19 protein-coding genes are annotated in these 25,974 nt (G+C 51.3%); 4 read left to right on the forward strand and 15 right to left on the reverse strand.

The window, feature by feature from the left end; all coding sequences use genetic code 11:
* Positions 1–70: 70 nt before the first annotated feature.
* From MKQ68_RS17085 to kduI, 7 genes are all read right to left on the reverse strand, one after another.
* Positions 71–2,323, reverse strand: coding sequence for a monovalent cation:proton antiporter family protein (locus tag MKQ68_RS17085; protein WP_264280172.1), 2,253 nt, complete (start codon positions 2,321–2,323; stop codon positions 71–73).
* Positions 2,324–2,487: 164 nt separating this feature from the next.
* The gene (locus MKQ68_RS17090; RefSeq protein ID WP_264280173.1) at positions 2,488–3,720 is read right to left on the reverse strand and encodes a DUF2264 domain-containing protein; all 1,233 of its coding nucleotides are present in this window, start codon (positions 3,718–3,720) and stop codon (positions 2,488–2,490) included.
* 10 nt (positions 3,721–3,730) lie between these two features.
* Positions 3,731–4,918, reverse strand: a complete 1,188-nt coding sequence (locus MKQ68_RS17095; protein ID WP_264280174.1) for a glycoside hydrolase family 88 protein — start codon at positions 4,916–4,918, stop codon at positions 3,731–3,733.
* Between the two features lie 91 nt (positions 4,919–5,009).
* Positions 5,010–6,053, reverse strand: coding sequence for a LacI family DNA-binding transcriptional regulator (locus MKQ68_RS17100; protein ID WP_264280175.1), 1,044 nt, complete (start codon positions 6,051–6,053; stop codon positions 5,010–5,012).
* A gap of 11 nt (positions 6,054–6,064) precedes the next feature.
* Positions 6,065–6,829, reverse strand: coding sequence for an SDR family NAD(P)-dependent oxidoreductase (locus tag MKQ68_RS17105; protein ID WP_264283654.1), 765 nt, complete (start codon positions 6,827–6,829; stop codon positions 6,065–6,067).
* Positions 6,830–6,841: 12 nt separating this feature from the next.
* The gene (locus MKQ68_RS17110; protein WP_244842983.1) at positions 6,842–7,984 is read right to left on the reverse strand and encodes a BT3233 family polysaccharide utilization protein; all 1,143 of its coding nucleotides are present in this window, start codon (positions 7,982–7,984) and stop codon (positions 6,842–6,844) included.
* A gap of 20 nt (positions 7,985–8,004) precedes the next feature.
* A complete protein-coding gene (gene kduI / locus MKQ68_RS17115) occupies positions 8,005–8,844 on the reverse strand; it encodes a 5-dehydro-4-deoxy-D-glucuronate isomerase (protein WP_264280176.1) in 840 nt (279 codons plus the stop codon).
* Between the two features lie 251 nt (positions 8,845–9,095).
* Here kduI and MKQ68_RS17120 point away from each other — a divergent pair, with 251 nt between their 5' ends.
* Together MKQ68_RS17120 and MKQ68_RS17125 are read left to right on the forward strand one after the other, a co-directional pair.
* A complete protein-coding gene (locus MKQ68_RS17120; protein WP_264280177.1) occupies positions 9,096–10,742 on the forward strand; it encodes a UxaA family hydrolase in 1,647 nt (548 codons plus the stop codon).
* A gap of 39 nt (positions 10,743–10,781) precedes the next feature.
* Complete coding sequence (locus tag MKQ68_RS17125) at positions 10,782–10,910, forward strand: hypothetical protein (protein WP_264280178.1); 129 nt, start codon at positions 10,782–10,784, stop codon at positions 10,908–10,910.
* Between the two features lie 178 nt (positions 10,911–11,088).
* Here the strand turns inward: MKQ68_RS17125 and MKQ68_RS17130 are convergent, their stop codons facing one another.
* The 5 genes from MKQ68_RS17130 to MKQ68_RS17150 are packed head-to-tail and all read right to left on the reverse strand — an operon-like array spanning position 11,089 to position 17,018.
* Positions 11,089–12,408: an MFS transporter gene (locus tag MKQ68_RS17130; RefSeq protein ID WP_264280179.1), complete on the reverse strand. Its 1,320-nt coding sequence runs from the start codon at positions 12,406–12,408 to the stop codon at positions 11,089–11,091.
* A gap of 35 nt (positions 12,409–12,443) precedes the next feature.
* Positions 12,444–13,106 (reverse strand): bifunctional 4-hydroxy-2-oxoglutarate aldolase/2-dehydro-3-deoxy-phosphogluconate aldolase, encoded by a 663-nt coding sequence (gene eda, locus MKQ68_RS17135; protein ID WP_264280180.1) that lies wholly within the window; start codon positions 13,104–13,106, stop codon positions 12,444–12,446.
* Between the two features lie 6 nt (positions 13,107–13,112).
* Positions 13,113–14,105 carry a sugar kinase gene (locus tag MKQ68_RS17140; protein ID WP_264280181.1) on the reverse strand — a complete coding sequence of 331 codons (993 nt, stop codon included), beginning with the start codon at positions 14,103–14,105 and terminating at the stop codon, positions 13,113–13,115.
* 8 nt (positions 14,106–14,113) lie between these two features.
* Entirely contained in the window at positions 14,114–15,508 is a 1,395-nt protein-coding gene (gene uxaC, locus MKQ68_RS17145) for a glucuronate isomerase (RefSeq protein ID WP_264280182.1), read from the reverse strand.
* A 1-nt stretch (position 15,509) separates the two neighbouring features.
* Complete coding sequence (locus MKQ68_RS17150) at positions 15,510–17,018, reverse strand: tagaturonate reductase (RefSeq protein WP_264280183.1); 1,509 nt, start codon at positions 17,016–17,018, stop codon at positions 15,510–15,512.
* A gap of 214 nt (positions 17,019–17,232) precedes the next feature.
* Here MKQ68_RS17150 and mnmA point away from each other — a divergent pair, with 214 nt between their 5' ends.
* Entirely contained in the window at positions 17,233–18,336 is a 1,104-nt protein-coding gene (mnmA, locus tag MKQ68_RS17155) for a tRNA 2-thiouridine(34) synthase MnmA (RefSeq protein ID WP_264280184.1), read from the forward strand.
* A gap of 81 nt (positions 18,337–18,417) precedes the next feature.
* Positions 18,418–20,091 (forward strand): S8 family serine peptidase, encoded by a 1,674-nt coding sequence (locus MKQ68_RS17160; protein WP_264280185.1) that lies wholly within the window; start codon positions 18,418–18,420, stop codon positions 20,089–20,091.
* Between the two features lies 1 nt (position 20,092).
* Here MKQ68_RS17160 and MKQ68_RS17165 read toward each other — a convergent pair whose 3' ends face one another.
* The 3 genes from MKQ68_RS17165 to MKQ68_RS17175 all read right to left on the reverse strand — a co-directional run bounded on the left by MKQ68_RS17165 (position 20,093) and on the right by MKQ68_RS17175 (position 25,805).
* Positions 20,093–21,253, reverse strand: a complete 1,161-nt coding sequence (locus MKQ68_RS17165; protein ID WP_264280186.1) for an RsmB/NOP family class I SAM-dependent RNA methyltransferase — start codon at positions 21,251–21,253, stop codon at positions 20,093–20,095.
* Positions 21,254–21,422: 169 nt separating this feature from the next.
* Positions 21,423–22,985, reverse strand: coding sequence for a 2-oxoglutarate dehydrogenase complex dihydrolipoyllysine-residue succinyltransferase (gene odhB, locus MKQ68_RS17170; protein WP_264280187.1), 1,563 nt, complete (start codon positions 22,983–22,985; stop codon positions 21,423–21,425).
* Between the two features lie 69 nt (positions 22,986–23,054).
* Positions 23,055–25,805: a 2-oxoglutarate dehydrogenase E1 component gene (locus MKQ68_RS17175; RefSeq protein ID WP_264280188.1), complete on the reverse strand. Its 2,751-nt coding sequence runs from the start codon at positions 25,803–25,805 to the stop codon at positions 23,055–23,057.
* Between the last annotated feature and the right edge of the window lie 169 nt (positions 25,806–25,974).

Here is a 25,974-nt window from a genome sequence, read left to right on the forward strand (position 1 = left end):
GCCCGGCGGGCTTTTTGCGATAGTTGAAGTGAGTGACACAACGGCGGATGAGAAAAGTTGATATAGATGGCTAACTCTTAATTTCTTTCTTCTCCTTCACCCTGAACAAGGCTGGCAAACGTTTCGGGTTACCCACGATCCAGGCGATGTCGCCTTCCTGCAATACAAGGGTGCTGTCGGGATTGAGGATGCGGTTGCCATTGCGCTCGATGCCTACAACCAGACCATGGCCCTGTTCGCGGATGCCGGAGGATCGGATGGTTTTGCCCATCACATGCGATCCGCCAAACACTTCGTAGCTGCGTAACACCACTTCGCTTTTACGCTGCGGCTCGTCCTCGCGGGATACCGGTTCGAGGAAGGCGGAGAATTTTTTCACCTGTTCGTCCGTACCGATTACATCCAGTTTATCACCGGGGTACAAGCGTTCGTCTTTGTCGGGCAGGGTAAGCATCATTTTACCACGTTCGATCATGGCGACGTTAACGCCATATTGTTCACGCAAACCGAGTTCCAGCAATGTTCTGCCGACAACGGGCGATTCGGGGCGTACTTCGAACGAGGCTAAGTGAGCGTCCCATGGAGCCAGCGCATCGCGGCGGGCCTGGGCTTCCAGGGCTTTGGCTTCGCGTTCGTTGAAGTTGCTGATGAATCGGTTTTCGAGTTTATCGTAAAAGCGTTGTATCTTTTTAGTAAACAGCAGCAGGATGCCTAATATGCCCAAAGTAGCCAGCAACGCCACATAGAAGGCGAAGAACTGGTCCACCACAAATCCCACGAAAAACACCGCCACTAGCAAACGCGATGTGCGCAGGATGGCGATAGGCCCGCGGTATTTGGATTGCTGCCATAATTTAGCGGTAGTGTCGGAATGCACCTGCCGTACTGCGAGCGCCCAAAGGAAAGGTGACATCACCAGCAGGGCTAGCGCCACCGTAGCAATCGTGGCATAACCATTACCCGCCAGGTTACGCTCTACCCACGGGCGCAGGTAAGACGAGGCGACCAGGGTAATGGCCAGCAGGATCACGGAGTAAATGAGCACGTTCACAATGTATCCGCGCAACACTCGCTGCCAGTCACTCACAACGGATATGGACTGCGCACCACTACTGTATCGCTTTAACGCGCTGCTCCATTTTTCGGGCAGTGCGGCCTCCAACCAATTATAAAACGGCTCTGCATATTTGATAAAGTAAGGGGTGGTAAAGGTCGTTAACGCGGACACGGCTACAGCTATCGGGTACAGGAAGCCGCTCGTCACTTTCAGGTCCAGCCCGAGGGTGGCGATAATGAAAGAGAACTCCCCGATCTGCGCAAGGCTCATACCTGTTTGTACGCTCGACTTCAACGGCTGCCCGGAAATCAACGCACCGCCGGTCGACGTGATCATCTTACCAATAATCGTCACGGCGGAAATTAATAACACCGGACCAATATATTCCACGAGCATTTTCGGATCGATGAGCATACCAACGGACACGAAGAAGATCGCGCCGAACAGGTCTTTCACCGATTTTACGAGGTGCTCGATCTTTTCTGCCTGCGTGGTTTCTGCCAGGATGGACCCCATAATGAACGCACCCAAGGCCGGTGAAAAGCCCACCTTCGTGGCCAGTATCACCATCAGGAAACACAGGCCCAGTGAGGTCACCAGTAAGGTTTCCTCGCTCATGAGTTTACGCGTTCTTTTTAATAAAGTAGGAATAAAGAAGATGCCGCCAACAAACCACAGCACCAGGAAGAATACGAGTTTTAGCACAGAGATGAGCATCTCCGTTCCGGCAAACTGCTGGCTCACGGCCAGGGTGGAAAGTAATACGAGCAATACAATCGCCACCAGGTCTTCCACGACCAATATCCCAAATACTAATCCTGCAAACTTCTGGCCTTTCACGCCCAACTCCTCGAAAGCCCGTATGATAATCGTGGTGGAAGAAATAGATAGTACGCCACCGAGAAATATACTGTCCATCGTTGACCAGCCCAACATCTGGCCTACGCCATAGCCAAGCCCGAGCATCCCTATCACTTCGACAAGCGCCGTGATGGAAGCGGAGCCTCCCACCTTCATCAATTTTTTGAAACTAAACTCGAGACCTAAACTGAATAAAAGAAATATCACGCCAATCTCCGCCCATACCTTAATATTGGCTTCATCCGAAACACTGGGAAAGAAATGAAAATGCGGACCGACGAAAAATCCCGCGATCAGGTAGCCTAAAACGAGTGGTTGTTTAAGCTTTTTAAATATAAGTGTGGTTAAAGCTGCTGAACCTAATATTAAGCCAAGATCAATTACCAGATGCGGAAGATGAATCATTAAAAACCGTTTTTTTACACATGCCAATGGTTATACACCAACTACTAAAATAGGTAAAATCCGGCGTGGCGGCAAACGCATCCATAACAAAGGGATGGCGAACTGCCATCCCTTTATCATATAGAAGCCCGTCAGTTGGGCACATCAGATCGCGTGATCCTTATTTACTTTTTTCCGCTCCAGGCCTTCTGGTTCGTCCATTCGGCCGCCGGGGCGGCCCAATACGGCGCATCGGCCGGTAAACCCAGCGCCAGGAAACCGACCAGGGTCAGATACAGGCTGCCCGTACAGGTATATACATCCGCAATTTCCGGTTGGTGACCATAAAACCCAAGTTGTAGCCAGCCCTTACTATCAAAGGTGCCGGGCGCACTGAATATTTTTTTGGTCACGGCGGTCAGCGCGCTCCGCACCTGGGCAGGACTGATTTCTTCGGGCAGCTGTCCGGCCAGGGCGAGTTGCGCCAGTGGCTGAAATACGGCTGTCCGGTACGTCATCGACCGCCCTACCACGGGGAAGGTGCCCTCCGGGGAGATCATCCGTTCCAGGATAACGCCATAACGTTTCATGCGGGTGAGCGCCAGTTCGTAATCGGCCCTGGAGCCGCGACGGGCGTCCATCAGTTCTTTCAATATATCCACCAGCATAGGCTGGATCACGAATGCGTTGTAATAGTCAAAATGGAAGTTGGCACCGTCGCCGTACATACCGTCGCCTTTGTACCACTCGAAGTGTTTCATTACCGCGAAGTCGATACGTACCCTGTCCCAATCCGGCTCGCCGAATTTGAGCAACGCAATTTCCAGCATGGCCATGAACAATAGCCAGTTGGAATGCCCGGGCTTCACGTAACGCAGTTTGCGGAACATCGCGAACACTTGTTGTTTCGTGGTACTGCTCAAAGGCTCCCACAAGGTTTTAGGTGCGCGAATGAGGCCATGCGCCAGGAAAGCGGCATCCACGAGGTGTTGCCCGTCGTCGCCATGTGCAAACGCATAATCAGGCGAGGCGGGATCTACAAGGTTCGTAATACTCTTCTGCGTCCAGTAAATTACCTTCGCACGTTGCTTGCCTTCCGCGGTATTGTCTGCGCCCAGTTCGAGCCAGGGAGCAATACCGGCGATGGTGCGACCAAAGCCTTCGAGGTTTTGCACGACGGCGGTCTTTTTGTTGTAGCCGGGTGCTTTCTCTTCCGGCATTACTTTCCGCAGCTCTCCTTTGCTGAGGGCTTCCAGCAGCGGACTGCTGATCTTCAACATTAACTTTAGCCAATATTCACGGTCGCTTTCCGATTTCGCAGTATCTAAAGGCGCTTCGGCAAACAATTTGCCGCTGCCGGGTATCGCTGTAGCCACGCCTGCCAGCGGCACCGCCCTGATAAAATTTCTTCTGTCCATACCGGGATGTTTATTTTTTACCTTCCATTTGCTTGTAACGCACGAGCGCTTCTACAAAATAGTAGTCCGCATAGGAAAGTGGTTTATCTACTTCTGAATTGGCCATTTTGTGACCAGTGCTGTGCATCAAAATAAAGTTATTGTTCTCCCCTTCTTTCGCACGGTAAGCCGGGCTGCTGAGGCTTACGAGCATTTTCACCGCGGAGTTTTTGTATTTGGCGGATGCGTTCTTCGGCACAAAGGTGCTTAATTCCAGCAACGCAGAAGCCGTTACTGCCGCCGCAGAGGCATCACGTACAGCGTTCGGAATTTCCGGTGCATTGTAATCCCAATAAGGGACGAGGTCAGCCGGCATGTTTGGGTGATTGAGAATGAATTCCGCAATTTTCACAGCCTGATCGAGGTACGCTTTCACTTTGGTTTCGCGGTACATCATGGTGTAACCGTACAGTCCCCATGCTTGCCCGCGTGCCCATGCAGATGCGTCGTTAAACCCTTGTGCCGTCTTCTTTGCATTCACAGCGCCGGTTTCCGGGTTGTAGTCAATTACGTGGAACGAGCTGTTATCCGGACGAAAATGATTGGCGATCGTTGTATTAGCGTGTGTCAACGCAATATGTTTGAAAGACGTATCGCCGCTGATCCGGGTGGCCCAGGTGAGCAGTTCGAGGTTCATCATATTATCGATGATCACCGGGAACTTCCAGGTGCCGTGGTCCCAGGATTTGATGCAACCCACGGTTGGATTAAAACGGGTAGAGAGCGAACGGGCACTGGTCAGCAGCACTTCTTTCGCTGCTTCATCCTTATACCAGTTGTACTGCGGCCCCCAGCTGCAATACATCATAAAGCCGAGATCGTGCGTGCCTTTGTTGTTCTTTTCCTTTTCTACCAGCTTCATGCTGCGAATGGCTTCCGCTTTGATCTTTTCATCTTTGGAAAACTCGTACAAATACCACAGGGTACCCGGATAAAAACCACTGCACCACCAGCTGGTGCCACTGGTTTCCAGGCCGCCTGTTTTAGCATTGGTGGTTTTAGGCAGGCGACCTTCGGGCAAACTGTCCATCATGTGTTTGTATTGTTTCACGGAAAAGGCCAGGCTTTCATCGGCAATTTTCAACATCTCTTTCCTGGAAACCTGTGCGCTGGCGCCGAGTGCGCCAAATAATAGTGCAAATGCGATTAGTTGTTTCATGCTGTTCATTTGTGGAAAGGTTATTTAATTATTCACGCAAACGATTGCGTAACGGGCCCGGCAACTGCGTTTACGCATGATGTGGGCTATTTTATTTTTTGGTTGCTTTATTTTTTCCGTTCGTGGAATCCCGCTCTATCAGCTGGATAGGTATAATTTCCTGTGAATGCCGGTAGGCCGGCGGATGTTTGGCTTGTATCAGTTCCATTAATGATGCCACAATGCGTTCGGCCATGGTGGCGGGGTACTGGTCAACAGAGGTAATGGAAGGCGTAATAATTTCTGTACGCGGATCATTACTGTAACCAACGATCTTTAACTGTTCGGGCACTTTGATGCCTTTATCGCGGCAATACTGCAGAATGGTGATAGCCGTGGTATCATTCGTTGCGAACACTGCATCCGGATAAGGCGCCTGCGCAAATATCTTCTCACAAGTTTGTAATGCATTCTCCTTAGTTAGCTCGTGAAAGAACACGCGCTGCTTTTTGAAGGCAACCTTATGTTCCTGCAACGCCGCCTTGTAACCAGACAGCCGCTCGGTATATAAACTACAACTGAGCGGTCCGCCAATGAACACGATATCGCGGCAACCCTTATTCAGCAAATGACTGGTCGCTTCAAAACCACCTGCATAATCATCTCCACGAATCACTTTCACGTTGTAATCTTTCGGCGCACGGTCGAAAAACACCAGCGGGATGTTTTGCTGTTTAAAGATGTCGAAGTGCGAAAAGTCGGTCGTATACAGGGTGGTGGAAACGGCCAACCCTTCTACCCTGGCCGAGTACAAGGCATTTACCAGTTCCACCTCCTGTTCGTACGAGTCGTTACTCTGACAAATGATCAGGTTGTAACCGACTTCGTGTAATTTATTCTGTATGATCGTGCTGATGGTAGCAGGGAAGAACATAGAGATCTTCGGCACTACCAGCCCGATCGAGCGGCTTTTGTTGCTGCGCAACCCCGCTGCCAGCGCGTTGGGCCGGTAGCCCAGTTTACGCGCCATCTTTTTCACCCGCTCCTTAGTTTTTGCACTAATGTTCGGATGGTCGTTCAGCGCGCGCGAAACGGTGGATACGGAGAGTTTTAACTCCTCCGCGATATCTACAATGGTTTTAGACCGGTTGCTCATGATCGTAATGATTAACGGCCCATCCAGCCACCGTCGACAGTCAGCACGGTACCATGTACATAATCCGATGCAGCAGATGCGAGAAAAACGGTCGGTCCTTTAAAATCTTCCGGTTCGCCCCAGCGTGCAGCGGGAATGCGGTCGAGGATCGACTTACTGCGACCTTCGTCCGCTCTTAATGCCGCGGTGTTATCGGTAGAAATATAACCTGGCGCAATCGCGTTTACGTTCACGCCTTTCGATGCCCATTCGTTCGCAAAGGCTTTCGTCAGTGAACCGACTGCGCCCTTGCTGGCCGCGTATCCTGGCACGGTAATACCACCCTGGAAAGTGAGCAGCGATGCCGTGAAAATCACTTTACCACTACCACGTTCGATCATTCTTTTACCGATTTCGCGGGTAAGAATGAACTGGGCGGTCTGGTTGATGTTGATCACTTCATCCCAGTACTCATCAGGATGTTCTGCCGCCGGCTTACGCATGATTGTACCCGCGTTGTTCACCAGGATGTCGATTATGGGGAACTTCGCAGTTACTTCTTTGATAAAGGCGTACAGCGCTTCCCGTTTGCCAAAATCGCACTGGAAGCCGGTGAACTCGCGACCCAATGCCTTTACTTCTTTCTCTACTTCGCTGCCTGTCAATTCCAGCGAAGCCGATACGCCGATGATGTTAGCGCCCGCTTCTGCCAGCGCCAGTGCCATCGCTTTACCGATACCTCTTTTGCAGCCCGTTACCAGGGCCGTTTTACCGGTAAGATCAAATTTATTGATGATGCTCATAGTTGTTTATTTGACGTCTGTTCTAACGGGACTTTTAATTTTTGCAGCATATTCCTGCAGGTACGTAAACCATTGCTGGTCGTTGGTTACAGCGCCTGCTTTATTCCAGGCGGCACCGTTATAGTATACGAAAGGAGCACTACTGGTGGTAGAACTTACGGTGAGCAAATGCACCTTATCCGTACCCATCTGCTTCACCGGCGTGGTGAAAATACAGCCAGCGCCGATGGTGCCATCGTCGCCGTGCTGCGGTTCCCAGTAACCCATAATGCCTTCTTTTTCGTTCAGCAAAATGGTTCCCGGCTCGGCGCGACGGATGATGCCCACCGCTACGGGCAGCGCTTTATTTCCATCGTAGGAGAACTGTGCTTCTACTTTGTTCATTTGCGAACCGGCATCCAGCGTAAAACGCTTTACCACGGTTACCGGCGTGCCGCCTACGTTCCAGTTGTCGTACGACAATTCAAACGAGATGCGCAACGCACCGCTGTCCAGTATTTTGTAGTTGCGGTAATTTTTCGGATAAACGATCGTGTCGGCGTTCATGGGCGCAATGTTGCCTGCACCAAGCGTGTAGCCTACATGATAATAATCAAGTCCTTCCCCGTTATCCTTGTGATAATTTCCGAGTTTATACCATTTGTTGATGACGAGCGCGCTGGTGCGTTTGGCCCAAACATCCATACCATTGGCATTTTCACTGGGTTTCGCTTCAAGCGCTTTGCCATACATACGGAAAGCCACTTTATCGTTCTCCCATGCAAAGTCGTCGGCGCGTTCTGGTACGTAGCGGCCGAACGTCTTGGCCACAACGGCTTTAGGCGTACCCGGAACGATGGCCAGTTGCAGCGAACCGGAAGCAGGAATGCTTACCTGCACAAGCAGCGCTTGTGGGGTAGACTGTCCCTTGTATACCAGTTGATGGGGCACTTCTTCTCCCCGCCTGTTCACTACTCTGAACGCGCCGTTTTTAATGGCGCCGATACGGGTGGCTACGCGGCTGTAAGGTATTTCTACTACTTCCGCGGTGCGGGCAATCTTCAGTTCATTCGTGAGTACAATATCCGTCGCGTAGGTTTCCTGCCTGGTGCCTGCGAATGCGGCCGATGTATAAACCGCTAACGCAAACAGAAAAAATATCCTCTTCATGCTGATGTTTTAACTTGATCCTATCGGAGGTCTGTCGTAGCACAAACGTCCATATCTCCATAATCCAGGTTTTCGCCCGCCATACCCCAGATGAAAGTATAGTTGCTCGTCCCTGCACCGCTGTGAATACTCCAGGGCGGAGAAATCACCGCTTCTTCATTCTGCATCCAGATGTGACGCGTTTCCTGCGGCTGTCCCCAGAAGTGACAAACACTCTGCTTCTCCGGTACTTCGAAGTACAGGTATACTTCCATACGGCGATCGTGTGTGTGCGCCGGCATGGTGTTCCAAACACTGCCTGGTTGTAGTTCGGTCATCCCCATCTGCAGCTGGCAGGTTGGCAGTACGGAGTTTACCAGCAATTTATTGATCGTACGGTGGTTGCTCGTTTCCAATGCACCCAATGTTACCACTTCCGCATCTGCTTTGGTCACGCGGCGCGTAGGGAACGAATGATGTGCGGGAGCTGAGTTGATATAGTACTTAGCCGGATTGGCCGCGTCGTTGCTAGCAAACACGACGTCCTTTTTACCCTGGCCAATATACAGCGCTTCTTTAAAACCGATCTCGAACACTTCGCCGTCCACGGTGATAGTACCCGCACCACCAATGTTGATGATGCCCATTTCACGGCGTTCTAGGAAGTAGGTGGATTTCAGCTGGTCGGCTGTTTCCAGTTTTACCGGTTTAACGGGTTTTACGCCGCCTGCGATATAGCGGTCGTAATGCGTATACACCAGGTTGATCACGTTCTCCTCAAAAATGTTGCTGATGTGTAATGCTTGCCTGGTTTGCGCCGTATCCCAGGTCCGCGTTTCGGCAGGACTGCTGGCATATCTTGTTTCGATATTGATGCTCATACTGGTGAGTGATTTGAATACTTTTAGTGAATGATTTGGCTACGTGGAAAACAACTAATGTGGTACCGAAGTTAGCGCATCATCATCAACTTTGCAAACGTTTGCATAAAAATTGCTTTCGGTTATCAAAATTTGGCTTAAACTAGCTAAAAAAACGGGCAGATAAGGTCAGCATTCCGCGTTAAAATCACATTATGGATTAAGGATATAATATTAAAAGCGCACGGCCTTATTACCTACTTTAGCATATCATGAACACGTATCTTCAAATTCATCCCAAGGATAATGTACTGGTGGCGTTGCAGGACCTTCCCGCAGGCAGTACGGTGCAGTTTAACGACCAAACGATCCAACTTGTAAAAGATATTCCCGGTAAACATAAATTCCCTATTGTCGACCTGGCCACCGGCGATGCGATCGTGATGTACGGCGTGCTCGTGGGTAAAGCCATGAGCCCTATCGCAAAGGGCGACCTGATCAGCACGGCGAATACCGAACACATGGCCGAATCCTTCCACGAGAAGGACGCCGCCTTCAACTGGGCCGCGCCGGACGTAAGCAAATGGCAAAACGCTACGTTCATGGGCTACCACCGGGCCGACGGACAAGTGGGCACACGCAACTACTGGCTGGTGATACCAATGGTTTTCTGCGAAACGCGCAACGTAAATGTGATCAAAACCGCCTTTGAAAAAGGCCTCGGTTTTGCACCTCCTGAAAAATATAACGAGCAGGTAAACGACCTCGTAAACCTGTATAAAAACGGCGGACTGGATGCGGTAAAAGACTACCAGGCGAAGGAAAGTAACACCACCGTTAAACGGAACGACATTTTCCCGAACATCGATGGTATTAAATTCCTGATCCATGAAGGCGGCTGTGGCGGCACGCGCCAGGATGCGGACACGCTCTGCGCCCTGCTGGCCGGTTACATCCATCACCCGAACGTGGCAGGTGCAACGGTATTGAGCCTTGGCTGCCAGCACGCACAGGTGAGCATCATGCAAACCGCCCTCAAAAAGCTGAACCCGAACTTCAATAAGCCATTGCTGGTGTTTGAACAACAAACCAGCGGCTCCGAATTTAATATGCTGTCCACCGCCATTAAGGAAACTTTCCTGGGTATGGCCGAAGCGAACAAAAATGCCCGCAAACCCGCGCCTATCAACAAGATCGTGATCGGACTGGAATGCGGTGGCTCCGACGGCTTCTCAGGTATTTCTGCCAATCCTGCGGTAGGTCACACTTCCGACCTGCTGGTTGGTTTAGGCGGCACCACCATTCTGTCAGAGTTCCCTGAACTGTGCGGCGTGGAGCAGGAGCTGATCAACCGTTGCGTGAACGAAGACATTTCCAACAAGTTCATAAAGATCATGCGCGCCTACGAAAGCCAGGCGGAGTCGGTAGGTTCAGGTTTTTATCAGAACCCTTCTCCAGGTAACATTAAGGACGGCCTGATCACAGATGCGATCAAGTCTGCCGGCGCAGCTAAAAAAGGCGGTACCTCTCCTGTGACCGATGTGCTGGATTATACTGAGTACGCCGTAAAACCCGGACTGAACCTGCTTTGCACGCCAGGCAACGACGTGGAAAGTACATCTGCAGAAGTTGGCTCCGGCGCCACGGTGGTGTTATTTACAACAGGCCTCGGCACCCCTACAGGTAACCCGATCGCCCCGGTAGTAAAACTCAGCACAAACACCCGTCTCGCGCAACGCATGCCTGATATTATCGACATCAATACCGGCACCATTATCAGCGGCGAAAGCAGCATCGAACAAATGGGCGAAGACATTCTCGAACATGTCATAAAAGTGGCCAGCGGGGAAGTGCTCACCAAAGCCGAAATCCTCCACCAGGACGACTTCATCCCCTGGAAACGCGGAGTAAGCCTTTAATCATCATAGTGAACTATAAAAAACGCAGTGTGCCCAGGCATGCTGCGTTTTTCTTTTGGTACCAGCTTTAAATCTTCCATCAGCCGCCGTTGTGTCACTCCCTTCAACGGCAGTTTCTTTACCCTTCATCACGAGCGCAGCGAAGTGAACATCCGCTTCAGCAAATAATGGCTACCGGTCGTTACTGCCGCGAAGACTGGAGCGGATGTTCGCTTCCTTTCAGTCGCGATGACGGAGACTGGAATGCCCGGCCATTTCGTGGATGCTATTCATCCTGAAACGTAATACAAAACAAAAACGCAGCGCCCATCGGCACTGCGTTTCATCTATCCATCTAAAGAAAAAATTACTTGACTTCAACCATTTCCATCTTCGGTGCGAACAGGTGCATCAGCAGCCAGGCCAGCAAATATGCGAAAGCACAAATGGTGAACAGCAGGTTATAGCCGGTGTTGATATTGCCCAATACTTTATAGTGATCGAGCATGGCACCCACGACGAGCGGGAACAACATACCACCAACAGAACCCGCCATACCGCCAATACCTACTACAGAGCTCAACGCGCTTTTCGGGAACATGTCGGAAGCAGTGGTAAAGATATTGGCAGACCACGCCTGGTGCGCCGCAGTGGCAAGGCTCAGCAGCAATACGGCTGTCCACAGGTTATCTACGTATTGAATGAGCATTACCGGCAATACACATACTGCGAAAATGAGCATGGATGTTTTCCTCGCTTTGAAGATCGGCCAGCCACGCTTGATCAGGTAAGAAGACAACCAGCCGCCACCGATGCTACCTACGCTCGTAATCGTATAAATAACGATGATCGGCAAACCTAGGGAGTCTTTCATGTTTACGTTGTACGTATTGGAAAGGTAAGAAGGCATCCAGAAGAGGAAGAACCACCAAACAGGATCGGTAAGCAGTTTACCGAACAGGAAGGCCCAGGTTTGACGGATACCGAACAATTTTACCCATGGAATTTTTTTCTGAGGTTCCTGGATAGCAGCTTCTGTAGCCACCGGATCTGCTGGAGTTATTTCATCGCTGTGGATATAATCAAATTCAGCTTTGTTGATTTTCTTGTGCCTTGCAGGTACTTCATAAAACACCCACCACAATACCAGCCATACAAAACCGATAGCACCTGTCCAGAGGAAAGCACTCTCCCAGCCCTGCTGACGTGCTATACCGTATACGATTGCGGGACCAACCACAGCGCCGATGTTTGCACCTGCGTTAAAGATACCCGTAGCAAATGCACGTTCTTTTTTTGGAAACCATTCAGCGGTCGCTTTGATCGCCGAAGGAAAGTTACCACCTTCACCGAAGCCAAGGGCCACACGGGCGGCGCCAAAGCCGAAAGTACTTTTCGCTGCGGCATTCGCCATAGCAGCAATACTCCATAAGGTGATAGAAATAGTGTAGCCCATTTTAGAGCCTAATTTATCTACGATGCGACCAAAAGCCAGCAGGCCGATCGCATAAGCGGCGGAAAAAGCAGTTACAAGGTTGCCATAGTCCGTTTCTGTCCAGTTGAAAGCCTTGGCAAGGTCATCCTTCAGCAAACCCATCACCTGGCGGTCTATGTAGTTAATGGTCGTGGCAAAGAATAGTAAGGTTACAACGTTCCAGCGGTACCTACTCATTACGGTGGAATTCATGATATCAATTTTGTGGAAAAAGTTATTCGATCAATTTACGCTAATGCTTTGATATATGCAAACGTTTGCACAATATTATCCTTTATCGAGGTCCAGTCTTTCGTATCCACCGCTTTTTTAGGAATCAGGTTGGAGCCCATACCCACACAAACAACACCTGCATCGAACCAGCTTTTCAAATTTTTCTCCTCGGGCTCTACGCCGCCTGTAGGCATAAATTTCATGTTCGGGAACAAAGGCTTAATGGCCTTCACGAAACCAGGTCCGAGCGAGCTGCCCGGGAACAATTTTACCAACTGCGCTTTATGCTCTTCCGCCACTGCGATTTCTGTAGGCGTCATACAGCCGGGTACCCAGAAAATACCGGCTCCGTTGCAATAGTCTGCTATCTCCGGTTTAATGATCGGGCTCACGATAAAATCGGCGCCCATCTCCGTAAACGTTTTCGCGTCTGCTGCATTTTTGATCGTGCCGATGCCGAGGTACATATCTGGCATGCTTTGCAGCTTTTTATCGCGCATGATCGAAAAATTCCTGCGCGCATGTTCGCCGCGGTTGGTAAACTCAAATACCCTGATGCCGCCGTCGTAACAGGCCTGCATAACTGCACAACATACTTCCGCATCGTCGTGGTAAAACACCGGTATCACTTTACTGCGCTCAAACGCGGCCAATATGGTTTCACTTGCTACTGCCATCTTTTTTTATTGAATAAGTTGAAGAATCGATTCTTTCGGAGTGAGATTAAAATCGCCCTGGCGGAACAATTTACTATACGCTGCCGCTGCTGCAAAGTCGATGGTCTGCTGCGGATCGAAGCCGTTCAATTGCGCGTGAATTAATCCGCCCATAAAGCTATCACCACTGCCCACGCGATCTACCACGTCGTTGGTTTCGCGCTGGCGGCTTACATATAATTGATCGTTTTCGTAATAAGTCGCGTAGTACAAATTGTGCGTGTCGCCTTTGCTGAAGCGGAAGGTGAAGGCCACACGATTACACTGGCGGTAATGCTCTACGATTTCCTGCGCTACTTTCTGTGCCGCACCCAGGTAAATATCTTTCTCGTCCACTTCCATCGCCTGCTCGTCCAGCTGCGTACCAAGCATCATTTTCGCTGCCCATATGTTACCCATGATCAGGTGACAATAGTGTGCAAGTTCAGGCATTACTTCCACCGGATCTTTACCATATTTCCACAATTTACTGCGGTAATTGAGGTCGACGGAAATGGTCATGCCTTTACGGGTAGCGGCTTCCAGCACTTCTTTACAAATGATGGCCGCGTCCGGGTTCAGGGCGGGACTGATCGCGCTCCAGTGGAACCATTCGGCATCGCCGAGGGCTTCGTCCCAGTTTACGGTGCCGGGTTTAATATCTGCAAAGGAAGAATATTTGCGGTCGTACACCACTTCTGCATGTTTCAGGTCGCTGCCCTGTGCCAGGTAATAAGCGCCGATACGGTCGCCGCCGAGTAACATGCGGCTGGTATCAACCCCCACATTTTCCAATTGTTGCAGCACCTGTCGCGAAAGGCCATTGTCCGGCACTTTACTGATATAGGTGACGGGCGTGCCCCAGGTGGCCAGGGAAGCGGCTACATTGGCTTCGGCGCCACCCACAAAAATAGCGGCCTTGTTCGAGGCCCAGTCGGGCGACAAGCGCAGCAATATTTCTCCAAACGTGATAACTTTCATCTTTTGCATCAGCAGTTAAAGTAGGCTTTGGCGTTAAAATAAGAAATATCCTGCACCATTTTACCCAACCACTTAACATCGCCCGGTAATTCGCCATTTTCCACGTCGTTGCCGATGAGGTTACAGAGGATGCGACGGAAGTACTCATGACGGCTGTAGGAAAGGAAACTGCGGCTGTCGGTGAGCATGCCCACGAAGCGGCTGATCAGGCCCATATTACTGAGGGCATTCATTTGTTTTTCCATCCCATCTTTCTGGTCGAGGAACCACCAGCCGCTGCCAAACTGCATTTTACCGGCTACGCTGCCGTCCTGGAAGTTGCCTACCATAGTGGCGAACATCTCGTTATGAGACGGGTTCAGGTTGTAGACGATCGTTTTCGCCAGCTTCTCTTCTTTGTCCAGCCGATCGAAAAAGGCCGACATAGATTGCGCGGTGTTCCAATCCCCGATGGAGTCAACGCCCGCATCGGCACCGATCTTTGATAACAGGCGGCTGTTGTTGTTACGCAGCGCCCCTACGTGAAACTGTTGCACCCAGCCTCTTTCATGGTTCCAGGTACAAACGAAATGCAGCGTGGCCGAGCGGTGCATATCTGCCGCCTCGGTGCTGATCTTTTCGCCCGCCATTACTTTTTTAAAGTTCGCTTCCAGTTCTGCCGAAGTGAACGGCTTGGCGTAGAAGAAACTGATGCCATGGTCGGACAGGCGGCCGCCCTGCTCATGGAAATAATCGTGGCGCTTCTTCAAAGCAGCCAGCATATCGTCGAAAGTATTAATCGTTAAACCGGCAGCGGCGCCCAGCTTTTCCATATACGCCTTAAAACCGGTCGGATCGTCGATCGCCAGCGCTTTGTCCGGACGAAAAGTAGGCAACACTTTCGTGCTGAAGCCTTGTTCGCGGATGGCAATATGATGTTCCAGCGAATCGGTCGGATCGTCTGTGGTGCAAAGCGATTCTACTTTAAAATGTTTGAGCAGCGCCTTCGTGGTCCACTTCGGGAGCTGTGCGTTACAGGCGTTGTACACACTTTCTGCGTTACTATCGTTAAGTTGCTCCGTGATGCCAAATGGATTTTTAAGTTCCATGTGCGTCCAGTGATAGAGCGGGTTGCGCATGGTGTAAGGCACGGTAGCTGCCCAGGCCTTAAACTTCTCCAGGTCACTGGCATCGCCGGTGATCAGGTTTTCTGAAACACCATTGGCACGTAACGCCCTCCATTTATAGTGATCTCCACGCAGCCAGGCGGCCGTGAGGTTTTCGAACTGCCTGTCCGCCGCGATCTCATCCGGAGGCAGGTGGTTGTGGTAATCAATTACCGGCATATCTTTCGCATACTCAAAGTATAATCGTTTAGCCGTTTCGGTTTGTAATAAAAAATCTTCTGACAGGAATTGCTTCATACTAATGGACCTTTGAATAATTAGAAACATACACACTCACGCCCTGCTGCAACATACCAAACAGGTGTTCAGCAATCGCATCGGCGAAGCCCGGCACTTCATGCAAACCGGTTTCCCACAGGCGGCTGTCGCCCAGCACCTGCTGTACCATTGCGGCTACGGCAGCCTTATCGACTATATTTACGCCATGCCAGTAAGCGGCAAAGATGGCAATATTATCATCATTGTAATCATAAAAAGTATCGCCACGTTTACCCTGGAACTTGCCTCCCTCCTGCCTTGCAGGTTTCAGGAACAGCAGGCTCGCCGCAAAACCGATGGTGATCATCGGCGGCAGCATTTTATACTGATCGTAATACCGCATAATGGTACGTACGTTACGGGCGTTAGTTTTAGAACTTTGCTGGAACGTAATGCTGATCAGTTTATGCTCTATGAACGGGTTGGCAAACCTGTCCAGTACATCCTTTGCGAAAACTTCCGTTTGCGGGCCCAGGTCTTTGAGCGTGGGCAGAATTTCCTCCAGCACGACGGTGTCGAAGAAGCGCTTCATCACCGGGTTTTGCATACACTCGTACACCGTATTCAATCCTGAAAGATAACCTACCGTTACCGCTGCGGTATGACTGCCATTGAGGATACGAAGTTTTTGCTCGCGGTAGGGTGTAATGTCCTCCGCCACGAGCATACGCTCGTCGGCCTGTTTAAAGCTTAACCGCTCTGCCACGGCTGCATTGCCTTCAATCGCCCACAGCAGGAAAGGTTCCGCATCTATCCAAAGCCCATCTTCGTAACCTGCCGCCTCGTTTTGTGCCGCCAGGTCCTTCGGTTTACCCGGCACGATCCTGTCCACCAGCGAGCTGCAAAACGTGTTCGCCGTATTGATCCACTGCACGAACGCATGTTCCATTTCGTTGAACAGCGCCAGTTTCAGCACGATGTCCTTCAGCAAACGCCCGTTATCCACTACCAGTTCGGTAGGCACGATCACAAAGCCTTTATCGGCCGCGCCGTTAAAGTGACGATAGCGCTCCAGCAACACGGCCAGCAGTTTGCCCGGGTAAGAGGCGGGTACTACCCCATCTACCTTCTCTTCCACATATTGAATGCCCACTTCCGTGGTATTAGAGATGATGATATTCAACTGTTCCTGCCTTACCGCTTCCAACACTTTGCTCCAATCTGCATTCGATTGCAGAACACGGGCAATAGAAGCGTTGATAAGGCGGCGATTTACCAGCTGGCCTTTCTCCTGGCCTTTGATGTTCGTGGTGTACAGGCAGTCCTGGCTATCGAAATCGGCGGTACTGCCGTCGGTAGATTTCACCACTACTACACGTCCCTGGAAAATACCCTGCTTGTTGGCCTTGTCAACGAGATAATCTACGAGTCCGCGCAGCAGCACTCCGGTACCGAATTGCAGTATCTTCTCAGGATAATCGAAACAGGCAGGGGGAATGCCTGATGCCTTATCGGCAATAACGTGGTGCTTGCTAAGTTTAGGCAGCATGTATTCTAAATTTACTTAATAACTAAACGATTCGCCGATAAATATAACATCCTGCGGCTAATAATTTGCCGGTGCGGGGAAATATATTTTAAGCGGAAACAGGGGCGACGATGCATATAAGAATTGTAATTCAGGTACATAGGTGGCTTGACGGTCGGGTGACAAGCCCATAGGCAATAAATGATTACCTTTGCACCCTAATTATGACTATAAGATGAGCAGACATGGAAAAGTGCTGGTAGCCATGAGCGGTGGGATTGACAGTACCGTTACCGCCCTCATGCTGCATGAGCAGGGATATGAAGTGGTGGGCATCACCATGAAGACCTGGGATTACGCATCCGCCGGCGCTTCCAAGAAGGAGACCGGCTGCTGTAACCTGGACAGCTTCAACGACGCCCGCGCAGCTGCCGTGCATCACGGGTTTCCGCATTTCGTGCTGGACATTCGTGAGGAGTTCGGCAACTTTGTAATTGACAATTTCGTGGACGAATATATGGCTGGCCGTACCCCCAACCCGTGCGTGCTTTGCAACACCCATATCAAGTGGCGCGCGCTGATGAAACGTGCCGATGCGATGGATTGCGAATTTATAGCCACCGGCCACTACGGCCAGGTACGTATCGAAAACGACCGCGGCGTTATCAGCAAGGGCATCGACGAGCTGAAGGACCAGAGTTACGTGCTTTGGGGCCTGAAGCAGGACGTGGTAAAACGTACGCTCCTGCCCCTGGGTAAATACCGTAAAACAGAAATCCGCCAGATGGCGTTCGACTTTGGTTACCCGGAACTGGCGAAGAAGGCGGAAAGCTATGAAATATGCTTTGTGCCGGATAACGACTACCGTGGTTTCCTGAAGCGCCGTATCGAAGGGCTGGAAGAACAGGTCGACGGCGGCAATTTCGTGCTGCGTGACGGCTCTATCGTGGGTAAACACAAGGGTTACCCCTTCTACACCATCGGTCAGCGTAAAGGGCTGGATATTGCCCTTGGCAAGCCGGTGTACGTAACTGAGATCATTCCCGAAACCAATACCGTGGTATTAGGTGATGAGGAAGACCTGAACAAGAATGATATGCTGGTTAACGGCATCAACATGATGAAATACGAAACGATTCCGGATGGAATGGAAGTAGTGACCAAGATCCGTTATAAGGATAAAGGCGCGCTGAGTAACGTATACGACGAAGGCGGCAACGCCCGCATCCGGTTTTACGAGCCGGTGAAGGGGATTGCACCGGGACAGTCGGCTGTGTTTTACGAAGGCGACGATGTAGTTGGCGGCGGTATTATCCGCAGCGGCAGCATCTTTGGTTAATCTTTACCAGCGAAAATTATAACAGGAGTTGTACGGTTATTTTAGTAACATTGTACAACTCCTTTTCTTTTTAGCCATCCTATGAAACGAAACCACCTGCTAACGGCTATTTTTACCCTCCTGCTGCTCGCAGGTACCGCCCCCCGCATACAAGCCCAGACGTTTACCAAACATGTGATCACGTTCAACGATAAAAACGGGAGCCCGTACACGATCGGCAATCCGCATGCGTACTTATCCCCTAAAGCCATTCAGCGCCGGCGCCGGCAGGGCATTGCCATCCAAACCAGCGACCTGCCCGTTTCGCCGCGTTATGTCGATAGCCTGAAAGCCGTGCCCGGCGTAGATATCTTGTACACGTCGCGCTGGTTCAACCAGGCGGTGATACAGGTGGCAAATCCGGCCGCGCTGCAAAAGGTACAGACGTTTTCATTTGTGAGTGCTACTTCGGCTATTGCAGGCAGAGTGGCAGCGCCTAATGGTGAGGCCGCGGTGAAGTTCAATGCCCGCACCGCTTCCTATGATTACGGTTCTGCCACGGGGCAAATCAGCATACATGAAGGTGCTTACCTGCACGACAAAGGTTTTACGGGAGATGGGATGCTCATCGCCGTACTGGACGCCGGTTTCCCGGGCGTGAACACGGCAGCACCGTTTAAACATCTTTCAGAACGGGGCCGCATCAAAGGCACCCGCGATTTTGTAAGCGGTGGCAATAACGTGTACACTTCCAGCACGCACGGTACGCTGTGCCTGTCCACCATGGCCGCCCGTTCCGCACAGATGACGGGCACCGCGCCCAACGCTTCGTACGTTTTGCTACGCACGGAGGAAGACGGCAAAGAACAGCCGATCGAAGAAAACAACTGGATCGCCGGCGCGGAATATGCAGACAGCATCGGGGCGGATGTGATCTCCTCCTCGCTGGGCTACACCACTTTCGACAATCCCTCGTTCAACCATACTTACTTCGACCTCACCGGCGATGCCACGCAAATCACACAGGCAGCGGATATGGCCGCCGCCAAAGGTATGATCGTGGTAAACTCAGCTGGTAACGAAGGAAACAGCAGCTGGATATACATCACACCACCCGCCGATGGAGACAGTGTACTGGCAGTAGGTGCAGTTAATGCAGCGGGACAAGCGGTGAGTTTCAGCGGCTACGGCCCCACCGCAGATGGTGTAATAAAACCGGACGTTGTAGGCGTGGGCGCAGGCACGCAATTAATTGCACCGGGCGGACAACTGACTGCCGGCAACGGCACCTCATACGCCACGCCGATCGTAGCCGGACTGGTGACCTGCCTCTGGCAGGCATTCCCGCAACGCACGAATATGGAAATCATCAACGTCGTAAAAGCCAGCAGCAGCCACTTTCAAACACCGGAAGACCAGATCGGTTATGGCATTCCCAACTTCCGTATGGCTTACGATAGTTTGTACCGCCGCTCGCAGCAGGACACGGCCTTCATTCGCGGGCTGTTAAAAGAGGAAACGCTGAAAGTAACGCCGAACCCGTTTTACAGTCAGCTTTACATCTATTATCAATCTGCATCAAACGAAGATGTACATCTGCGATTGGTAGACAATAACGGCAAAACATTGGCGCAGCGGAAGGTGTTTGGTACCGAAGCAGCATACGGGTATTATTCCTGGCAGGAAGCGACGTTCAGCGGTTTACCGGCGGGCATTTATTATCTGCAGTTTATACAAGGGAGAAAAAAGCGGACGGCGAGGGTGTTAAAATTGTAGTTTACACCTTCACAAACCTCGCTGCAAACATCGTATCCGCCGACCGGTCATACCCCTTAATCACGCCGCCCTGCTGCAATTGCAGGCCTAACTCTTTCTCTATGTAAGCTACCACCTCTTCATTCTCTTTCCTGAACACAGAACAGGTGATGTACACCAACGCCCCACCGGGTTTCAGGCATTTCACCACGTTGGAGGCAATTCGTTTCTGCAGGGATTGATAGTGTTCGATTTTCGTGGTTTCGAAATAGTATAAGTTTTCCGGTGTACGGCCCCAGGTGCCCGAGCCACTGCAGGGTGCATCGAGTAGGATGTTGTCGAACTGGTTGCGCGGCAGGATCGCGTCTACCTGCTCGTCGGTGAGGTCGAGTACTTTAGCGTGGTAGTTTTTGATGCCGGCTTCCTTGAAGCGCCGTTGAAGGTTTTCGAGGATGGACGTGCGTACATCGCTGACGAGCAGTTCTATATTAGGTTGGATATCTTTTAGTAAGATGGATTTACCGCCGCTGGCAGCGCAACAGTCCCACCAGTAACTTTTCGCGGCCGGCTGCAACAGCTGACCGGTTTCCTGGCTCGACAAATCCTGGATCTCGTACCAGCTTTTGTCGGTGATAATGGCATCTACTTTCGTTCCGTTAGGAAGCGCGATGGCAGTACCCCCAGGCAAAGCGTAACTAATACCGGCTTTCTCCAGCAGCTGGATGATGTCCTGCTGCTTGTTGTAACGGGCGCGGATGTACAGGTGCGGTTGCTGTAAAAAAGAAGCGGAATAAGCTGCAGCATCTATGCCATCGGACAGTTCCTTCGCAAAAGGAAAAACGTCGTCAACGGCAGGTAATTCCAGGAACTGCAGCTTGTCCTTAAGCGATAACGCGGTTTGCGCGTTCCAGGCGGGGCGAAAGAACTCCAGCAACGGATTAGGAGCTATTTCGCAAAGAAAAAGCGCGATCAGGATACGATCGTCGCGCTGCATGGTGGCGTTGTTCCAGTGACCGAGACGGAAATAATTATACACCAGCTGGCTGATCTGCTTACGGTCACGACTACCCATTTGCGGGTTGGCTTTGAAAAACGTTTTCAGGAAGTGATGCAGGGGCAGGCTGCCGTTATACTGGTCCAGTATTTTTTTGGTAGTTAGGAGATAATTTTCCCATCTTGTCATGCCCGCAAAATTAACGCGTTTCCGGGGGATTTGCGTAAAAGAAACGTCCCCCGGATTTTGCAGCCGGGGGACGAATATCATGTTCAAAAAGTGGAGCGGTTTGTTGCCGTACAAGAGTGCGACGCAACGGCAGCTTTATTGGAAAGCTGATGCCGGGCTCCCCCTTTTATTATTTTACGTTCAGTAAAGTTTTTACCGGATCGCGGCCGAACAGCAGCTGCTCGGGGTTTTCCAACATTTCTTTTACGCGTACCAGGAAGCTTACAGACTCGCGACCATCGATGATGCGGTGGTCGTAGCTGAGGGCGATGTACATCATCGGGCGGATCACCACCTGGCCGTTGATGGCCATTGGGCGGTCCTGGATTTTGTGCATACCGAGGATCGCGGATTGAGGGATGTTGATGATCGGGGTGCTCATGAGTGAGCCAAACACGCCACCATTGGTGATCGTGAAGGTACCGCCGGTCATTTCGTCCATCGTTAACTTATTGTCACGGGCTTTGGTTGCCAATTCTACCACTTTCTTCTCGATCTCGGCCATGCTCAGGCTTTCCGCGTTGCGGATCACCGGCACTACCAGGCCTTTTGGCGCAGATACCGCGATGGATACGTCGGCGTAATCGTGGTACACCAGCTCTTCGCCGTCGATGTAAGCGTTTACCGCCGGGAACTCCGCCAGGGCAAAGCAAACCGCCTTAGTAAAGAAGCTCATGAAACCGAGGTTTACACCATGTGCGGTTTTAAAAGTCTCTTTGTATTTCGCGCGGATCGCCATGATCTCGGTCATGTCCACCTCGTTGAAAGTGGTGAGCATCGCCGTTGTATTTTTCGCTTCTACCAGGCGGCGGGAAACGGTTTTACGCAGGTTGCTCATTTTTTCGCGGCGCTCTTTGCGGGTATTCAGTTCGTGCCCGATCGCTACGCCCGGGTTCTGCAAAGCAGCCCAAACGTCGTCGCGCAGGATTTTACCACCCTGGCCGGAACCTTTGATTGAGGTTGGATCTACGTGTTTGTCCGCGATAACGGCAGCAGCCAGCGGCGTCGCTTTAATATCGTTCGGGATAGCCGTAGCCGGGGTTTGCTGTGCAGCCGGTTTTGCATCCTGTTTAGGTGCAGCCGGAGCAGTAGCAGGTGCAGCCTGACCCGCTGGTCTTGCCGCATCGGTATCGATTTTACAGGCGATGTCGCCGATGTTCAGCGTATCGCCTTCTTTTGCTATAGTAGTGAGCACGCCCGCTTCTTCCGCGTTCAGCTCAAAGGTTGCTTTTTCTGATTCGAGTTCGCAAAGCACGTCGTCGCGCTCTACATAATCGCCCGTCTTTTTCGTCCATTTTACGAGGGTTACCTCGCTGATAGATTCGCCGACAGTAGGCACTTTGATCTCGATCACACCTTTGCCTGCAGGGGCTGGGGCAGCGGCAGCAGCCGGAGCGGGAGCAGCTTCCTTCGCGGGAGCGGCATCAGGGGCTGAAGCAGCGCCGGCCGGGGCGGCAGCGGCAGTGTCTATGGTACAGGCCACGTCACCGATGTTAAGGGTGTCGCCTTCGTTAGCCTTTATCTTCAATATACCGGGCTTTTCGGCATTCAGTTCAAACGTTGCCTTCTCAGATTCCATTTCGCACAACACTTCGTCCTGTTGTACATAATCGCCATCCTTTTTCAGCCATTTTGCTATTGTTACCTCGCTAATAGATTCTCCTACCGTAGGAACTTTAATTTCGATAACCATATTTCAGTTTTGATGGTTCATAGCCGGTGCTTGCCTGCTATTAATATGTTCAAATGTAACTTTTCCTGATTAAATGCTAAAAGCCGTTTCGATGATCTCTGCCTGCTCCTGTGCGTGTACTTTAGCGTAACCGGTAGCAGTGGCGGCGCTTGGGTTACGGCTGATCACACCGTAGTTCAGTTGCTTCAGGTTCATTTGCAGGTAGCTGGCAGCGCCCATATTGAGCGGCTCTTCCTGTACCCAGAACCAGGTAGCGCCTTTGTACTTCTGCGCGATCGCTTCCAGCTGCACAACCGGCAGTGGGTACAATTGCTCCATACGCACTACGGCAACGTCTTTACGGTTTTCTTTCATTTGCTTCTCGCTCAGGTCGAAATACATTTTACCGGAGCAGAGCAACACTTTCTTCACTTTGGATGCATCGTCGATATACGGATCGTCCAGTACTTCTTTAAATCCACCGCTGGTAAACTCGCTGGCCGGGCTGTAGCTGCGAACATGGCGCAGGTTGGCTTTCGGTGCAAAGTTGATCATAGGCTTGCGGAACGGGAACGCCAGCTGGCGGCGTAACGCATGGAAGAAGCTGGATGCAGTGGTACAGTTGGTGATGATCATATTATACTCCGCGCACATCTGTAGGAAACGTTCGAGGCGCGCGCTGGAGTGCTCCGGACCCTGACCTTCGTAACCATGCGGCAGCAGTAGCGTTAAACCGCTCATCTTACCCCACTTCGTCTCCGCTGAGGAAATGAACTGGTCGATCAGGGTTTGCGCACCGTTGCTGAAGTCACCGAACTGCGCTTCCCAGATGGTAAGCGTTTCGGGATTGGCGATGGAGTAACCATATTCGAAACCTACTACAGCGAACTCGCTGAGCAGGGAGTTGTAAATTCTGAACTGACCTTGTTTGTCGTCGATCTTACTCAGACGGCTGTATTCCTGGTCATTTTCTTCGCTGCGCAGTACGGCGTGGCGGTGCGAGAAAGTACCGCGTTTAACGTCCTGGCCGCTGAGGCGAACGTCATGACCTTCGTTCAACAGGCTGCCGTAAGCCATCAGTTCACCTGACGCCCAGTCGAGCAGTTGTTGTTCCTGGAAAAGTTTCTGTTTTTCAGCCAGCAGTTTTTCTACCTTTTTCAGTGGCTTAAATCCTTCGGGGATGGCCATGATGGCTTTAAACACCTTATCGAACTGCTCCTGCGAAATAGCCGTATCGGGTGATTTATGGAAATCTTCCGGGGTTGACTTACGCAGTTCCAGCCATGCCTGCTCTGGCTTCTGGCGGCTGTAAGGCAGCGGGTGCTGTTTTACTTCGTCCAGGCGCTCCTGCAGTTCTGACCAGAACACTTTTTCCATTTCCGTTGCGAGGGCAGCATCCACATCGCCATTGGCGATCAGTTGTTTGCTGTATACTTCGCGCGGATTGGCGTGTTTGTCGATCGCTTCGTACAGTTTAGGCTGCGTGAATTTCGGATCGTCGCCTTCGTTATGTCCATGGCGGCGGTAGCACACCATATCTATATAGATGTCGGAATTAAACTCCTGACGATAACGGGTAGCGATTTCGGCTATTTTCACAACCGCTTCGGCGTCGTCGCCATTTACGTGAAACACCGGCGCCTGTACGATAGCGGCTACGCTGGTACAGTAGTCGGAAGAGCGGGCGTCTTCAAAATCGGTGGTAAAACCGATCTGGTTGTTGATCACATAGTGGATGGTACCGCCTGTATAATAACCTTTCAGTTTGCTCATTTGCGCCACCTCGTACACTACGCCCTGGCCTGCAATGGCCGCGTCGCCGTGGATGAGGATGGGAAGGATCTTATCGTAATCGCTGTTGTAGATCACGTCCGCCTTGCTGCGGGCGAAGCCCACCACCACCGGGTCTACCACTTCCAGGTGGGAAGGGTTAGGCGTCAGTTGCAGGTTTACGTCTTTACCGCCCGGCGTTTGGATCTGCGCGCGGAAGCCCAGGTGGTACTTCACGTCGCCGCTGCCCATGGTCGTATCGGGAATGGCGCTGCCTTCGAACTCAGAGAAGATCTGCTCGTACGTTTTGCCAAGAATGTTGGCCAGCACGTTCAGTCGGCCGCGGTGTGCCATACCGATCACCACTTCGTTCACCGCGTTATCGGCAGCCGTGTTGATGATGGCATCCAGCGCCGCGATGGTGGTTTCACCACCTTCGAGCGAGAAGCGTTTTTGTCCTATATATTTGGTGTGCAGGAATTTTTCGAACATCACCCCCTGGTTCAATTTCAGGAGGATGCGTTTTTTCTGTTCAACGCCCAGCGGTTTGCTCATGGTCGTCTCCATTTCCTTCTGGAGCCATTCCAGTTTCTGGAAATCGTTGATGTAGGTAAATTCGATACCTACAGAAGTGGCGTACACGCGTTTTACATGCTCCAGGATCTTTTCGAGCGGGGCTTTACCCAGTCCGATAATCTGCCCGGCGAAGAACTCAGTTTTCAGATCGGCGTCGGAGAGGCCGAAATGAGCGAGATCGAGGTTAGCCTGACGATCTTTCCTTTCCCGGATGGGATTGGTTTTAGCGATCAGGTGACCTTTTTTGCGGTAGGCCTGTATCAGGCGATAAGCACCCAGCTCTTTCACCAGCTGCTCATTGGTCACCGGTAATCCAGTACCTGCGGCGGCAGGGGCAGTTGCGGCTTTACCATTAGTGTTGGTAACCGCAAAGTCAAACCCCTCAAAAAACTTGATCCACTCAGGATCTACACTCGCAGGATCTTTTCTGAAATCCTGATACAACGATTCGATATACGCCGGGTGTGAATTGGTGACAAATGAAAAGTCCTTCATTTACAACGAATTTAAGCTTGGTCCTTGATTCAATAAACGTTCTGTTGCTGCCCATTCAGGCCCAGTACCGATACGCATATGATATGTTTTGTCGTGGTTCTTTTGCATCTCGTATATACTAAGTTATATGAACGGGACTGCAAATATCGCTTGTTTTTTGTTAATCCCT

Origin of the sequence: Chitinophaga horti (genome assembly GCF_022867795.2) — a bacterium.
Taxonomy (GTDB): domain Bacteria; phylum Bacteroidota; class Bacteroidia; order Chitinophagales; family Chitinophagaceae; genus Chitinophaga; species Chitinophaga horti.